Annotated in this window: 12 protein-coding genes; 9 read left to right on the forward strand and 3 right to left on the reverse strand. The window is 66.0% G+C overall.

The window, feature by feature from the left end; all coding sequences use genetic code 11:
* Positions 1-17: 17 nt before the first annotated feature.
* Positions 18-1,577, reverse strand: coding sequence for a methyl-accepting chemotaxis protein (locus tag AC3WOY_RS11270; RefSeq protein ID WP_492423724.1), 1,560 nt, complete (start codon positions 1,575-1,577; stop codon positions 18-20).
* Positions 1,578-1,825: 248 nt separating this feature from the next.
* Between AC3WOY_RS11270 and AC3WOY_RS11275 the strand changes: the two genes are divergently transcribed.
* The gene (locus AC3WOY_RS11275) at positions 1,826-2,335 is read left to right on the forward strand and encodes a hypothetical protein (RefSeq protein WP_492423726.1); all 510 of its coding nucleotides are present in this window, start codon (positions 1,826-1,828) and stop codon (positions 2,333-2,335) included.
* A gap of 13 nt (positions 2,336-2,348) precedes the next feature.
* Here the strand turns inward: AC3WOY_RS11275 and AC3WOY_RS11280 are convergent, their stop codons facing one another.
* On the reverse strand, positions 2,349-3,704 hold the full coding sequence (locus AC3WOY_RS11280; protein ID WP_492423728.1) for a sigma-54-dependent transcriptional regulator: 1,356 nt from the start codon (positions 3,702-3,704) through the stop codon (positions 2,349-2,351).
* Positions 3,704-5,407: a sensor histidine kinase gene (locus tag AC3WOY_RS11285; protein WP_492423730.1), complete on the reverse strand. Its 1,704-nt coding sequence runs from the start codon at positions 5,405-5,407 to the stop codon at positions 3,704-3,706. The genes AC3WOY_RS11280 and AC3WOY_RS11285 overlap by 1 nt, the downstream gene beginning before the upstream one ends.
* 376 nt (positions 5,408-5,783) lie before the next feature.
* Between AC3WOY_RS11285 and AC3WOY_RS11290 the strand changes: the two genes are divergently transcribed.
* From AC3WOY_RS11290 to AC3WOY_RS11325, 8 genes are all read left to right on the forward strand, one after another.
* Positions 5,784-7,127 carry an ABC transporter substrate-binding protein gene (locus AC3WOY_RS11290; RefSeq protein ID WP_492423732.1) on the forward strand — a complete coding sequence of 448 codons (1,344 nt, stop codon included), beginning with the start codon at positions 5,784-5,786 and terminating at the stop codon, positions 7,125-7,127.
* The gene (locus AC3WOY_RS11295; protein ID WP_492423734.1) at positions 7,124-8,437 is read left to right on the forward strand and encodes an ABC transporter substrate-binding protein; all 1,314 of its coding nucleotides are present in this window, start codon (positions 7,124-7,126) and stop codon (positions 8,435-8,437) included. Before AC3WOY_RS11290 ends, AC3WOY_RS11295 begins: the two co-directional genes overlap by 4 nt.
* Positions 8,438-8,600: 163 nt before the next feature.
* Positions 8,601-9,506: a branched-chain amino acid ABC transporter permease gene (locus AC3WOY_RS11300; RefSeq protein ID WP_492423736.1), complete on the forward strand. Its 906-nt coding sequence runs from the start codon at positions 8,601-8,603 to the stop codon at positions 9,504-9,506.
* 1 nt (position 9,507) lies between these two features.
* Positions 9,508-10,491 (forward strand): branched-chain amino acid ABC transporter permease, encoded by a 984-nt coding sequence (locus AC3WOY_RS11305; protein WP_492423738.1) that lies wholly within the window; start codon positions 9,508-9,510, stop codon positions 10,489-10,491.
* On the forward strand, positions 10,488-11,270 hold the full coding sequence (locus AC3WOY_RS11310) for an ABC transporter ATP-binding protein (RefSeq protein ID WP_492423740.1): 783 nt from the start codon (positions 10,488-10,490) through the stop codon (positions 11,268-11,270). The genes AC3WOY_RS11305 and AC3WOY_RS11310 overlap by 4 nt, the downstream gene beginning before the upstream one ends.
* Entirely contained in the window at positions 11,267-11,923 is a 657-nt protein-coding gene (locus tag AC3WOY_RS11315) for an ATP-binding cassette domain-containing protein (RefSeq protein ID WP_492423742.1), read from the forward strand. Before AC3WOY_RS11310 ends, AC3WOY_RS11315 begins: the two co-directional genes overlap by 4 nt.
* 18 nt (positions 11,924-11,941) lie before the next feature.
* Positions 11,942-13,096 (forward strand): iron-containing alcohol dehydrogenase, encoded by a 1,155-nt coding sequence (locus tag AC3WOY_RS11320; protein ID WP_492423744.1) that lies wholly within the window; start codon positions 11,942-11,944, stop codon positions 13,094-13,096.
* A gap of 146 nt (positions 13,097-13,242) precedes the next feature.
* Positions 13,243-14,706 (forward strand): NAD-dependent succinate-semialdehyde dehydrogenase, encoded by a 1,464-nt coding sequence (locus AC3WOY_RS11325; RefSeq protein ID WP_492423746.1) that lies wholly within the window; start codon positions 13,243-13,245, stop codon positions 14,704-14,706.
* The last annotated feature ends 193 nt before the right edge of the window (positions 14,707-14,899 follow it).

Consider the following 14,899-nt stretch of genomic DNA (forward strand, 5'->3'; position numbering starts at 1 on the left):
ATACCCGGCGGTTTGTCTCAGCCGTTCAGCCTGAACACCGCCACCGCCTGCACCAGCTCTTCGGCTTCCTTCTTCAGGTTCTCGGCGGCGGCCGCCATTTCCTCGACCAGCGCCGCGTTCTGCTGCGTGACCTCGTCCATCTGCGAGATCGCCTCGCCCACCTGCGACACGCCGATGCTCTGCTCGTTGCTGGCCGCGCTGATCTCGCTCATGATGTCCGTCACGCGGCGGATGCTCGCCACGATTTCCTGCATCGTGCTGCCGGCCTGGTCCACCAGTACCGTGCCCTGCTCCACGCGCTCCACGCTGGCGCCGATCAGCGTCTTGATCTCGCGGGCCGCCTGCGCCGAACGCTGCGCCAGCGAGCGAACTTCCGCCGCCACCACCGCGAAGCCGCGCCCTTGTTCGCCGGCCCGCGCCGCTTCCACCGCCGCATTGAGCGCGAGGATGTTGGTCTGGAACGCAATGCCGTCGATCACGCCGATGATTTCCGAAATCTTGTGCGAGGCTTCGTTGATGCCCTTCATGGTCGATACCACTTCGTCGACGATGCCGCCGCCCTTGACCGCGATCGCGCTCGCGTCCTGCGCGAGCTGGTTGGCTTCGCGCGCACTGTCGGCGTTCTGCTTCACCTGCGAGCCCAGTTCTTCCATCGACGCCGCCGTTTCCTCCAGCGAGCTGGCCTGCTGTTCGGTGCGCGCCGACAGGTCGTTGTTGCCCTGCGCGATCTCGGCGCTGGCCGTGGCCACGCCTTCGGCATTGCGACGCACGTTGCTGACCACATTCGACAGGCTGTCCTGCATCACATTGAGCTGCGCCATCAGGCTGGCACTATCGCCGCGCTGCAGGTCGATGCGCGTGGCCAGGTCGCCCTGCGCCACGCGTTGCGCCACGGCAGCCGCTTCCGACGGTTCCGCGCCGAGCTGCCTGAGCGAGCGCCGCACGATGGCGCCGATGACGAAGAACAGCACCACCTGCAACACGCCCTGCCCGGTCCACAACAGGATGTTGAAGCGGCGGATCTTGGCCAGGTCGTCCTTGATATCGAGCGTCACGCTGGCCGCGCCCAGCACCGTGCCCTCATCGACGCCGTGGCAGCGCAGGCATTTGCTGGAGCGAAATTCCTTCATGGCGATGAAGGGAAGGACGGCGCGCATCGTGCCGTCGTCGTGCATGACGTACTGCGGCTTTCCGTCCGCCATCACCGCCTTGTCCAGCGCATCGACGGCGGCCTCTTCCGGCAGGCCGGGGCCGAATTCCTTATCGACTGCTTCGCCGCGGATGATCCGGAATTCCTTGACGCCGTCGGTCACGCCGATCTGCTTGATGAAGCGCGCGCGGCCCTTCTGGTCGCTGATGGCGTCTTCGCCGTTGATGCGCACATCCATCAGGGTGTTGAGGCCGTTGATGGCGCTGTCGGTCACCGCTATCGTGCGGTGCCTGGCGTCGTTCAGGATGCTCGCCTCGTAGCGCGCGGCAATCCAGTGCTGCACGCCGACGAAGACGACGAGCAGGAATCCCTGTATCAGGATTGTCAGCCGGGACTGAAGCCCGAGCCGGTTCCACCAATCAGACATGTATTTCCTTCCGTTGCGTTCATGCGCGCGAATGAATACTTGACGCAATGCCACGCCCGATCCGACCGGCTCCTGCGAACTGTACGGACTCAAGCGTAATGAACGTCCTGCCCTGAGGCAATGGCAAATGTTGATCCATGTCAATTCTAGTCCTGAAACAGTCGACACCGCGACAATCCTTTGCGGAGGAGAACTATTTCCGTACGACACACTCACAGGGAAGTGATCCACCAGCGCCTTCTACCGTGTTGAAATTCCTGAAAAACCTTGTCGGTTCGACCGACGCCCCGCCGAGCCCCGGTCCCGTCGCCTATCCGCGCCCGATGGCGGAAATGACGGAATACCTTGTCCTCCTGCAAACCTGCGGCACCGCGCCCAACCGGGGCAGGCAGGGAAACCTGCTGCGCCTGGCGACGCTGCTGAGCGAAGATCCCTATTGCCTCGGCTACCTGCACGGCATGTTCGACGCGCTGTGCGAACAGTGGGAGGTGCCCGCCGCGGAACGCCGGGTCGTGGCCGGGACGGCATCGACCGTCCTGTTGCGCGACCTGCTCGACGGCTGCTGTGATCCGCGTTGCGCCGGGAAGATTGAAGACACGGCCTTCAACAACCTGCATGCCTACGCCGGCGATCCGGTGTTCCAGCACGGGAAGTTCGATGGATGCACGGAGCTGACGCGCTATACGGCGACCGGCGAGCGGGGGCATCTGCCGGGACTCCTGCACCAGCGCCTGAAGCAGCTCGCGGAAGCCGCCTGAAGCGTGCAATGAACTAGTCGATCCCCAGCCGCTGCAGGCGGCGCTTGAACGCATGCCTTGAAATGCCGAGGCGTTCCGCTGCATGCCCCTTGTGGCCGCCGGCATCGCGCAGGGCGGCCAGCATCATTTCCCGCTCCGTACTGGCCAGCGCATCGCCGATGCTGGCCGGCGCCTTCTCGGATGCCGCGGGCAGGTTCGCACCGGCCGCGCCGCGGATTTCCGGCGGCAGCGCGCCCTCGGGCACCTCCGTGCCGGGATGCAGGATCGTGAGGCGTTCGATCAGGTTCTTCAGCTCCCGCACGTTGCCCGGCCAGCGGTAGCGCAGCAGCACCGCGCGCGCATCGCCGGACAGCCGGATCGGCGCCGAGCCCTCTCCCCTTGCGAACGCGAGGGCGAAATGCGCGATGAGGTCCAGCGCATCCGATCCCCGCTCGCGCAAGGCCGGAATGTTGAGCTGGATGACATTCAGCCGGAAGTACAGGTCTTCCCGGAATCCGCCCTCGCGCACCGCAGCGGCGAGATCGCGGTTGGTTGCCGCCACCACGCGGACATCCGCGGACTGCGCGCGGCCGGAACCGATGGCGCGGTACTGGCCGTTCTCCAGGAAGTGCAGCAGTTTCGCCTGCAGCGCCAGCGGCAGCTCGCCGATCTCGTCGAGGAAGAGCGTGCCCTTGTCGGCCAGCGTCACCAGGCCGACGCGCCGCTGGTGCGCGCCGGTGTAGGCGCCCTTCTCCGCGCCGAACAGTTCGGCCTCGATCAACTGTTCCGGGAGGGATGCGCAGTTGATCTCGATGAAGGGACCGGATGCGCGCGGACTGGCGGCGTGGATGGCGCGTGCCACCAGCGCCTTGCCGGTGCCGGACTCGCCCAGCACGAGGATGCGCGTGGCGGCGCTTGCCGCCACGCGGTCGATGGTCGCGGCGAGCTCCCGCATGGCGGGGCTGTCGCCGATCAGGCCGGAGTTGCGCATCGTCGCATCGCGATGGAATTCCAGTTCGAACGCCATGTGGCGGCGTTCCAGCGTCGCGCGGATCGTGAGCGAGAGGTCGTCGAGGTCGAAGGGCTTGGTGATGTAATCGGCCGCGCCGAGCTTGACCGCCTTCACCGCGGCGCGCGTGTCGCCGTGGGCGGAGATCATGATGACCTGTGCGTCGCACTTCTGCGCGGTCAGCTTCTCCAGCACGTCGAGGCCGGACATGTCGGGCAGCTTCAGGTCGAGCAGGATCAGGTCGGGCGCGAACTCCGCCGCAGCCGCCAGTCCCTCGGCGCCGGTGCCCGCGCCGCGCACCGCGTGCCCTTCGTCTTCCAGCGCGAAGCTCAGCGAGCGGACCAGGTTGGTTTCGTCGTCAATGATGAGGATGCTTGCCATTATCTTTTTTCCCACGCTAGCGGAAAGAATACCCGCACCGATGTGCCGCTTCCCGGCGTGCTGCGGATGTCCAGCCGCCCGCCGTTGATCTCGGCGAGCTGGCGCGAAATGCTGAGACCGAGGCCCATGCCCTTGCTCTTGGTCGTGAAGAAAGGATCGGTCACGCGGGGCAGCACGTCGTCGGGGATGCCGTGGCCCTGGTCGCTGACCTCCAGCACCGCCATGCTCGATTCCCGCGTGGCGCGCAGCACGACCGCGCCGCCCTCTTCGGATGCCTGCAAGGCATTCATGCCGAGGTTGAGCAGGATCTGCACGACATGGTCGGCATCGGCCACGATCACCATGTCGCTGTCTCCCTGTGCCGACAGCGAGACCTTGCGATTGTCTGCCTCCGGCTCCAGCAGCAGCGTCACGCGGCGGAAGATGTCGCGCACGCCGACCTCTTCCGCGACGGGTGGACGCGGGCGGCCGAAATCGAGGAGCTGGCTGACCACGCGCGCAAGACGGTCGATTTCGCTCTCCACATCGGCCAGCAGTTGCAAGCGGCGCGCGTCGGTTTCGCGGCGCGACAGCGCCTGCACCGTGGTCTTTACCGCCGCCAGCGGGTTGCGCACCTCGTGCGCGATGTTGGTTGCGAATTCGCCGAGCACCGCGAGTTTCTCCATCCGCACGATGCGGGCGAGATGCTGTTCCAGCCGCTGCGCCATGGCGTCGAAGGCGCGCGACACGGTGGCGATCTCGTCCTCGCCGTGGTCGGCGATGCGGTATTCGAGGCGGCCCGACGAGATCGCGCTCGCCCCGGCGAGCAACTGGCCGACGCGCTGCCGCAGGCGCCGGGACATTTGCGTGAAGAGGATCACGATCAGCACCGCGCCGACCAGCGCCGCGATGAAGAGGGCACGGCGCGCGCGGTCGAAGGGTTCGAGCAGTTGCGAGGGTTCCACCTGCAGCATCGGCTGCCAGCCTGGATAGATCTCCGGTCCGGGAATCAGCTTGCCGCGCGGCGATACCAGGTGGCCGACACGGTTGAAATAGCCTGCGGGCGTTTTCAGCACCGGCTCCACCGCGCCCGCCGCCGGGTCGGCGCCCATCAGTTCCGTCAGCGACGCGAGCCGCACATGCAACGCCACGTGCCGCGCGCCGTCCTGCTGCACGTCGCGCAAGGGATAGCGCACCAGCAGCCAGCCCGAGTTGCCGTCAACGGGCGGCGCAGGCCCGACAAGCTCGACGTCGCCGGCACGGGTCTGCGGCAGGTCGCCGATCTCGAGCGTCGTTTCGCTCCAGTAGGGCGGCCCGGACGCGGCCTGTCCCGGCACCACTTTCTTCAGGCTGTCGTCCTCCCCGAAGAACAGGATGCCGAACAGGTCGGGCAGGTCGGACTCCACCTGCAGCAAGGCGCCCACCTGGTCGCTCGGCACACCTTCGTCCGACCCCGCAAAGCCGGCCATGCCGGGAAAATTGGCGAGCGTCTCGGCCTGGTAGCGGCGCGCTTCCACGAAACCGGTAATGCGGCTGGCGGTCGCGGTCAGGTGCGCGCGCAGCTTTTCGTCGATGACTTCCTGGAAGGCGGACTCGGCAAAGCGGTCGTACAGCAGGCCGATCCAGACGACGGGCACGACCGACGCCAGGAGCGACAGGATGAGGTAGCGGCGGACGATGCTTTTCTGGATGGCCATGGGGGTGGAAGTTGGGCGGTGAAGCACTCCCCTCTCCCGCGGGCTGGAGAAGGGAGCGAAACGGCTACGCAAGTAGCGTGCCTTTCGGCAAGGAACAACCGCGCCGCAAGAATAGCGCGTTTCCTCCCGTCTCCCGGCGTTTGTGAGCGGATTGCCAACATGTTTTGAGCGGATTGCGCTCACCATCCCGAGCGGATGCCGCTCATCGCGCGCGCGATGAGCGGCATTCCCGGAATGCACGCTCGCGCCATCCGTCAATCCCCATGCGGCATTGCGCCGCATTTCCTTTTTCCCGGCGCGATTGGCATGCCGCTTGCGATATGTCATGCAGGCAAACACCCCGACATCGACGCGGCCCGATCAATGACAATAAGGCCTTTCGATTGTTTGCCAGGAGGAGACGATGTCCAATTCACAACAGAACGATCGCAGCCGCGGATGGCTGTCATGCCTGATGACGGCGCTGGCGTTCGCCTTGCCGGGACAGGCATCGGCGCGCGTCGAGCTGGGCGCTCCGGCTGGCAAGGCGGATGCGGTCGTCGGTTGCATGTACCCGCTGACCGGCCGCGCGGCGAGCTATGGCCGCGACAGCATCGGCGGCATCAAGGTGGCGCTGGCCGACCTGGAAGCCGAGCTGGGCGCGCAGGCGCCGAAGCTGCGCGTGCTGGTGGAAGACGACCGCTCCAAGGCCTCGTTCGCGCAGCGCATCGCGCACGATTTCGTGAAGCGCGACGGCGTGCGCTTCCTCTGCGGCATCGTCAGCTCGGGCGTCGCGCAGGCCGTCACCCGCGTCGCGAAGGAACAGCGTGTGCTGCTGATCGGCACCGACCATGCCTCCTCCCGCCTGACGATGGAGGACTTCCACCCCTATTACTTCCGTCTCTCCAACGACACCTATACCTCGATGGCAGCCGGCGCGCGCTACCTGGCCGACCTGCAGAAAAAGAACGGCTGGAAGCGCCTCGTTTTCCTCGGCTCCGACTACGACTACGGCCATGTGTCGTGGCGCGACCTGAAGAGCAGCCTCGATCGCCTCGGCGTGCGCTACGAGGTCGCCGGCGATTACTGGTCAAAGCTGTATGAGGCGGATTACTCGGCCTACATCACCGAACTCGAAGCGACGAAGGCCGACATTGCCGTGGTCGGACTGTGGGGCGGCGACTTCGTCACCTTCCTCAAGCAGGCGACATCGAGCGGGCTGCACACCAAGATGCGCATCGCCAACTTCGACACCGGCGGCAATTACGAAGTGCTGACCTCGCTCGGCCAGCATGCGCCGAGCGGCCTGATCCTGTCGGCGCGCCACCACAACAACTGGCCCGACACCGCGCGCAACCGCAAGTTCGTCGCCGACTTCCACAAGGCCGAGGGCCGCTATCCCAACTACACCGCCGAAGGCGCGTACTCCGGCATCATGGCCATCGGCCGCGCACTGGCACAGACCGGCAACAAGGCAACGGCCGAGCAGCTCGCGCGCACGCTGGAAGGCCTGCGCCTCTCCCTGCCGGAAGACCCCGAGGGCCACACCTCTTACATCGATCCCGTCCTGCACCAGGTCGTACAGGCGCAGGCGATCGGCGAAGTCGTCCCCGACGACCGCTTCGCCCCGGCCCAGGTCATGCTGGGCAACTGGACCGTCTACCGCGCGGAAGACCTGCTTCCGCCGCCCGAACTGATTCAACAGCGCCGCAACATCCGGCGCATTTCCCCCGCAGTCCAACCACCACCCAGGAGAAGCAGTCCATGAGCGTTCAGCGCCCACGTCACGCCGGCATCGCAATCGCCGCCATTTCCCTCGCTGTGTCCGCAGCGTTCGCACCGGCCGCACAGGCCGCCGAAAACGGCAAGTTCCGCATCGGTATCGTTACCTTCCTGTCGGGCGGCGCAGCCGGCCCGTTCGGTGTACCGGCCGCGAATGCCGCCAAGCTGACCGTCGAGGCGCTGAACAAGGGCGCACTGCCCGCTCCCTACAACAAGAAGGGCATCAACGGCCTCGAGATCGAGACCGTGATCATTGACGAGAACGGCGGCGCGACCAAGCAGGTCGAAGAGTTCCGCAACCTGGTCCAGCGCCAGAAGGTCGACGTCGTGATCGGCTACATCTCTTCCGGCGACTGCCTCGCCGTCGGCCCGGTTGCCGAAGAACTGAAGGCGCCGACCATCTTCTTCGACTGCGGCACGTCCCGCCTGTTCGACACCGTCAAGAATCCGAAGTACACCTTCCGCACCGGCCTCGACGCCGTGGTCGACAACGTCGCGCTGGCACGCTACGTCGCCGAGACCCGCCCGAACATCAAGTCGGTCGCGTCCATCCAGCAGAACTATTCCTGGGGCCAGGACTCCTGGAACGACTTCATCTTCGCGCTCAAGCAGATCAAGCCGGAAATCAAGGTCGCATCCGAACAGTGGCCGAAGCTGGCACAGGGCCAGTACGGCGCGGAAATCTCCGCCCTGTCGGTCGCCGCGCCCGACCTGATCCACTCCAGCTTCTGGGGCGGCGACATGGAAGCCCTGATGCTGCAAGGTTCCGCACGCGGCCTGTTCGACAAGAGCCCGGCGGCGCTGACCTGCGGCGACACCGGCGTCGAACGCTTCAAGGGCCAGATCCCGAACGGCACCATCGTCGGCGGCCGCGGCCCCTTCGGCCAGTTCGCGCCGAAGAACGCGCTCAACGACTGGTTCCGCCCGAACTTCACCACGCAGTTCAAGGAATCGCCGACCTACCCGGCCTACAAGATGACCCAGGCCATCCTGGCGCTGAAGGCCGCCGTCGAAAAAACCGCCAAGCCGAACGCCATGCCGGCGCCGGAGCAGATCACGGCCGGCCTCAAGGGCCTGACCTTCGAAGCGCCGAGCGGCACCGTGAAGATGTCGAGCGCCGACGGCCACCAGGCTGTGCAGGGCGTGTCCTACGGCGAATACCAGTTCGATCCGAAGACCGGCAAGGGTTCGGTCACCAAGGTCAAGAGCTACGCCGCAGAGTGCCTGATGCCGCCGGACGGCACGACGGCCGTGGACTGGATCAAGTCCGGCATGCCGGGCGCGAAGTGCAGCTGATTTAGTTGAACTTGCCGGCCCCCTTCTCCCGCAGGCGGGAGAAGGGTTGGGGATGAGGGGGACTGCCAAGACCTGAAGTGGTTTTGCGCGCGCCCTCCCCCCCCTGCCCCTCTCCCGCCTGCGGGAGAGGGGAGCAACCCGTTCCACCACTCCTGGAATCCCCATGAACACACTCTTCGCGATTTTCATCGACGGGATGATCTACGCCTCGTGGCTCTTCCTCGTCGCCGCGGGTCTCACCGTGATCTACGGTGTGATGCGCATCCTCAACATGGCGCACGGCAGCTTCTATGCCATCGGCGCCTACAGCGCCGCATCGCTCGTCGGCTGGTACTTCTCCGGCGAAGGACAAAGCGCCCCCTACTGGAGCTACGCGCTGCTCGCCGGCTGCGCGCTCGCCGCCGGCGTCATCGTTGGCCTGGTGCTGGAACAGGGCCTGCTGCGCTTCATGCGCGGCCGGGACGAGATCCTGATGGTCATCGTCACCTACGCGCTCCTGCTCATCCTCGAAGACACCACCAAGCTGATCTGGGGCGTCGATCCCTATTTCGCCTACCAGCCCTACCGCCTGCTCGGACAGAGCGCGGTCGGCGGCGTGCTCAGCTTCGCCAATTACGACCTGTCGCTGGTCATCGTGTCGCTGCTGATCGGCCTCGCCGCCTGGTATGCGCTCAACCGCACCAACAAGGGACGCCTGTTGCGCGCCGTGATCCATGACCGCGAAATCGCAATGGCCATGGGCGTCAACGTCAATGTCATGTTCGCCGTCACCTTCGTCATCGGCGCCGTGCTGGGCGCGCTGGCCGGTTCGCTGACCGCGCCCGCCATCTCGGTGACGCCGGGCATCGGCGTCGAGGTCATCGTGCTCGCCTTCGCGGTGGTCGTCGTCGGCGGCCTCGGCAGCATCGGCGGCGCGGCCGTCGGTGCGCTGATGGTCGGCCTGGCCCGTTCTTTTGCTGTCCACGTCGCGCCGGAGATCGAACTGTTCGTGATCTACGGCGTCATGTTCCTCGTTCTGGCCGTCCGCCCGCAGGGCCTGTTCGGTCAGATTCTCGCAAGGAAGATCTGAAATGCGTACCGAAATCGCCCTGCTTGCGGCCGCCGTCGCGGTCGCCCTCGCCGGCTGGCTCTCGCCTGACTGGCTGTCCTTTCTCCTCACCCTCGCCTTCGCCAAGGCACTGGTCGTCGTCGGCGTCGTCGTGCAGATGCGCGTCGGCCTCGTCACCTTCGGCCAGGCGCTGTTCTACTGCATCGGCGGCTACGCGGCCGGCCTCGGCGCGCAGTACCTCGGCGTGCGCGACGCGTTCGCGCTGCTCGCCGCGGGCGTCGGCGTCGCCGTCCTGCTGGCCGCCGTGTGCGGCCTGCTGCTGGCGCGCTATCGCGACATCTTCTTCGCGATGCTGACCATGGCGCTGTCGATGATCCTGTTCGGCGTGCTGGTGAAGTCGTCCGCGCTCGGCTCGACCGACGGCTTCAACGTTTCGACGCCGACCTACTTCGGCTGGGAACCGACGCCGGAAAGCGCCAAGCTGGCCGTGTTCTTCCTGACGGTCGGCGTCAGCGCCGTGGCCGCCATCGTGTTCCATCGGCTGATGAATTCCGGCCTCGGCCTCGTCACCGAAGCGATTCGCGAGAACGAGATCCGCGTCGAGTACCTCGGCGTATCGCCGCGCGCGGTGATCTACGCGAACTACCTCGCCGCCGCAGCCGTCTCCGCCCTCGGCGGCGGCCTGACCGCGCTCGCCACCGGCCACATCGATCCCGACATGGCGTTCTGGACCACCTCGGGCGAATTCGTGTTCATCGCCATCCTTGGCGGCACCGGACACGTCGCGGCGGCCTTCATCGCGGCCATCGTGTTCGCCGCGGTGCGCACCTTCGCCATCCAGGAAGCGCCGCACACCTGGCAGCTCACGCTCGGCGTCGTGCTGCTCGTCCTGATCATCTTCCTGCCCAAGGGCCTGTGGAGCCTGGTCAGCCGCAAGAAGCACAGCGCCGCGCATGCCGCCGGCAACAGCACGGCCGCAACCGCCGCCAAGGAGGCCACAGCATGACCGCGATTCTCGAAACCATCGACCTGCAGCGCACCTTCGGGGCGGTGGTCGCCGCCAAGGACATCAATGTCCGCATCGACAAGGGTGAAGTGGTGGGCGTGATCGGCTCCAACGGCGCCGGCAAGACCACCTTCATCAACATGGTGACCGGCTACCTGCCGCCCTCCGGCGGCAAGATCCTGTTCGAAGGCCAGCACATCGTCGGCCAGGAGCCGCGCGCCATCACCCGCCTCGGCATGGCCCGCTCGTTCCAGGTGGCGCAGCTGTTCCCGCAGCTGTCTGTGCTGGAAAACGTCATGGTGGCGCTGATCGCCGCCGAAAGCCCGCGTCCGTCCTTCTTCGCCGGCTTCGACAATCCTTCGCGCCGCAAGCGCGCGCTGGAAATCCTCGACGAGTTCGGCGTCGTGCATTACAAGGACTCGCGCGTCTCCGCCGTGCCGCAGGGCGCACGCAAGCTGATCGACATCGCGATGGCGCTGGTGTCCAACCCGCGCATGCTGCTGCTCGATGAGCCGACCTCCGGCGTCAGCGTGGAAGAGAAGTTCCCGCTGATGGACACCGTGATGGCTGCGGTGAAGCACCACGGCACCACGGTGCTCTTCGTCGAGCACGACATGGACATCGTCGCCCGCTACGTATCGCGCATCCTCGCCTTCTACAGCGGCGAGATCATTTCCGACGGCGCGCCGATGAAGGTGCTGTCCGACGAACGCGTGCAGGAACTCGTCATCGGCCACCACATCGATCCCTCTCAAATCCTCGAAGGAGCCGCAGCATGAGCGCGTCCCTGCTTTCCATCAAGAACCTGAACGTGTCCATCGACCGCATTCCGGTGCTGCGCGATGTGTCCATGGACGTGCCGAAGGGCTCCATGGTCGGCCTGATCGGCCGCAACGGCGCCGGCAAGACCACGCTGATGCGTTCCATCATGGGCCTGATGCCGATGGACGCGAAGGAGCTCGCGGTCAACGGCGAAAACCTTGCCGCCGTGGCGCCCCACGGACGCGCGCCGCGCGGCATCAGCTACCTGCCGGAAGACCGCCGCCTGATCCCGTCGCTGACCGTCGAGGAAAACATCCTGCTGCCGGTCTGGTCGATCGGCATCAAGGATGCGGAAAAGCGTCTCGACTGGATCTATGGCCTGATGCCCGAAGTGGCCGGCTTTCGCGACCGGCGTGCGCTGCAGTTGTCCGGCGGCCAGCAGAAGCTGGTGGCGCTGGCGCGCGCCCTGATGCCGGGACGCACGCTGCTGCTGCTCGACGAACCTTTCGAAGGCGTCGCGCCCGTGCTGTCGCGCCGCCTGACGGAAGTGATCGGTTCGCTGCGCAGCGAAGGCATGTCCATCATCCTGTCCGAGTCCGACGACTCGCATTCTGCCGACCTGGTCGACCGCGTGTTCCGCATTGAGCGCGGTGTCGTCACCGCAGGTTAACCCTTCGAAAGGATTTCCATGTCACAGTTCATTTTCGAAACCGCCCCGAAGATCGTGTGCGAACAGGGCGCGGCGAAGCGCCTTGGCGAACTTGCCGCCGGCCTCGGCGTCACCCATCTCTACCTGGTCACCGACCGCTTCCTGCTGAATGCCGGCCTGCTCGAGGGCGCGCTGGCCAGCCTGGAGGCGGCAGGCATCAAGGCGACCGTGTTCGCCGACGTGCAAGCTGACCCGCCGGAAGCCAGTGTGCTGTCCGCCGTCGAACAGGCCCGCGCGGCCGGCGTCGATGGCGTTGCCGGATTCGGCGGCGGCAGTTCGATGGACACCGCCAAGCTGGTCGCGCTGCTGGTTCGCAGCCCGCAGTCCCTGCCGGAAATCTATGGCGTCGGCCTCGCGCGCGGCCCGCGCCTGCCGCTGATCCAGGTGCCGACCACCGCTGGCACCGGCTCGGAAGTCACCGCGATCTCCATCCTCACCACGCCGTCGAACGAGAAGAAGGGCGTCGTGTCCTCCTATCTCTATCCCGACGTAGCGCTGCTCGACAGCCTGCTCACGCTCGGCCTGCCGCCGCGCGTGACGGCAATGACCGGCGTGGACGCGATGGTGCATGCGATCGAAGCCTACACCACGCGCCACAAGAAGAACCCGCTGTCAGACGCGTTGGCCGTGCGGGCGCTGACCATGCTGTTCAACAACATCCGCACGGTGGTCCGCGACGGCAAGGATGCCGTGGCACGCGAAGCGATGCTGCTCGGCTCGCTGTTCGCCGGCATGGCCTTCGCCAATGCTCCGGTCGGCGCGGTGCACGCGCTGGCTTATCCGCTGGGCGGCCACTATCACCTGCCGCACGGCCTGACCAACGCGCTCGTGCTGCTGCCGGTGCTGGAATTCAACCTGCCCGCCGCGGAAGAAATGTATGCGGAACTGGGCCGCGCGACCCTCCCGTCCGCTACCTTCAAGGACGATGCCGAAGCCGCCCGCGCCTTCATCGACGCGCTGCGCAAGCTGGTCGTCGAGATGCCCTTCGAGCAGGACCTGAAGAGCGCCGGCGTGCCGGAAGGCGACCTGGAGATGCTGGCGAAGGATGCGATGAACGTGCAGCGCCTGCTGGTGAACAATCCGCGCGAGGTGCAGTACGAAGACGCGCTGGCCATCTATCGCGCGGTGTATTAGTCGTCAACGCCAAATGAAAGGACGTCCCCTCCCCTTCAAGGGGAGGGTTAGGGTGGGGATGGGTTGCTTCAATCAGGCAAGACCATCCCCATCCCGACCTTCCACTTCAAGTGGAAGGAGCGAACATCTCATCCAGGACACTCACAATGACCATCCAACTCAACGACCCCACCCTGTTCCGCCAGAAGGCCTACATCAACGGCACCTGGTGCGTCGCCGATGCCGGCGCGACCAACATCATCCGCAATCCGGCCAATGGCGAAGCGATCGCCGCGGTGCCCGACATGGGCGCCGAGGAAACATGCCGCGCGATTGCCGCCGCCGATGCCGCCCTGCCGGCATGGCGCGCGAAAACCGCCAAGGAGCGCGCCGCCATCCTGCGCCGCTGGTTCGAACTCATCCTCGCCAACCAGGACGACCTGGCGCAACTGATGACGCTGGAACAGGGCAAGCCGCTGGCCGAAGCGCGCGGCGAAGTCGCCTACGGCGCCTCCTTCATCGAATGGTTCGCCGAGGAAGGCAAGCGCGTCTATGGCGATGTGATTCCCTCGCCTGCCGGCGACAAGCGCCTGATCGTGATCAAGCAGGCGGTCGGCGTGACCGCCGCCATCACGCCGTGGAACTTCCCGATCGCGATGATCACCCGCAAGGTGGGCCCCGCGCTTGCGGCCGGTTGCACCTCCGTGGTGAAGCCGGCGGAAGCGACGCCGCTGTGCGCGCTGGCGCTGGCCGAACTGGGCGAGCGCGCAGGCATCCCGGCAGGCGTGCTCAACGTCGTCACCACCGCGCGTCCCGCCGCGGTGGGCGAGGAACTGACAGGCAACCCGACGGTACGCAAGCTCAGCTTCACCGGCTCCACGCCTGTCGGCAAGCGGCTGATGGCGCAATGCGCCGACACGGTGAAGAAGGTGTCGCTGGAACTCGGCGGCAATGCGCCCTTTATCGTCTTCGACGACGCCGATGTGGATGCGGCCGTGCGCGGCGCCATCGCGTCGAAATACCGCAACGCCGGCCAGACCTGCGTGTGCGCGAACCGGCTGATCGTGCAGGACGGCATCTACGACCTGTTCGCGGAAAGGCTGGCGCATGCGGTACGGGAAATGAAGGTCGGCGACGGCATGGAACCGGGCGTGCAGATCGGTCCGCTCATCAACGAGGCAGCGGTATGCAAGGTCGAGCGGCTGGTCGATGACGCGGTGGACAAGGGCGCCAAGGCGATTGTCGGCGGCAAGCCGCATGCGCTCGGCGGCAACTTCTTTGCGCCGACCGTGCTTACCGATGTCAGCTCGGACATGCTGGTCGCGCAGGAAGAGATCTTCGGCCCGGTTGCGCCGCTGTTCCGCTTCAAGACGGATGAAGAGGCGGTCGCGCTGGCGAACAACACCCGCTATGGCCTGGCCGCGTATTTCTATTCGCGCGATATCGGCCGCGTCTGGCGCGTTGCCGAGCAGCTCGAATACGGCATGGTCGGCATCAACGAAGGCATGATCTCCAACGAAGTCGCGCCCTTCGGCGGCGTGAAGGAATCGGGCATCGGCCGCGAAGGTTCGCACTACGGCATCGAGGAATACCTGCAGATCAAGTATCTCTGCCTCGGCGGCATGCAGTAATTACTTCTTCACCGCGATCGCCTCGCCCGTCTCGATAAAATTGCCGCCGGCAATGTAATGGATGGAGCGGGGCGTTCCTTCTTCCACGACCAGTGCCCGTCGTGGAACGCATCCGCGTCTGCCCTCGCAGCCACCACTTCGCCGAGGATTAGCAGGCGGCAGTCTTTCGGGAGGTCAACGGGAAGGCGGTTCA

It is taken from the genome of Noviherbaspirillum sp. FW303-A3 (assembly GCF_058788695.1).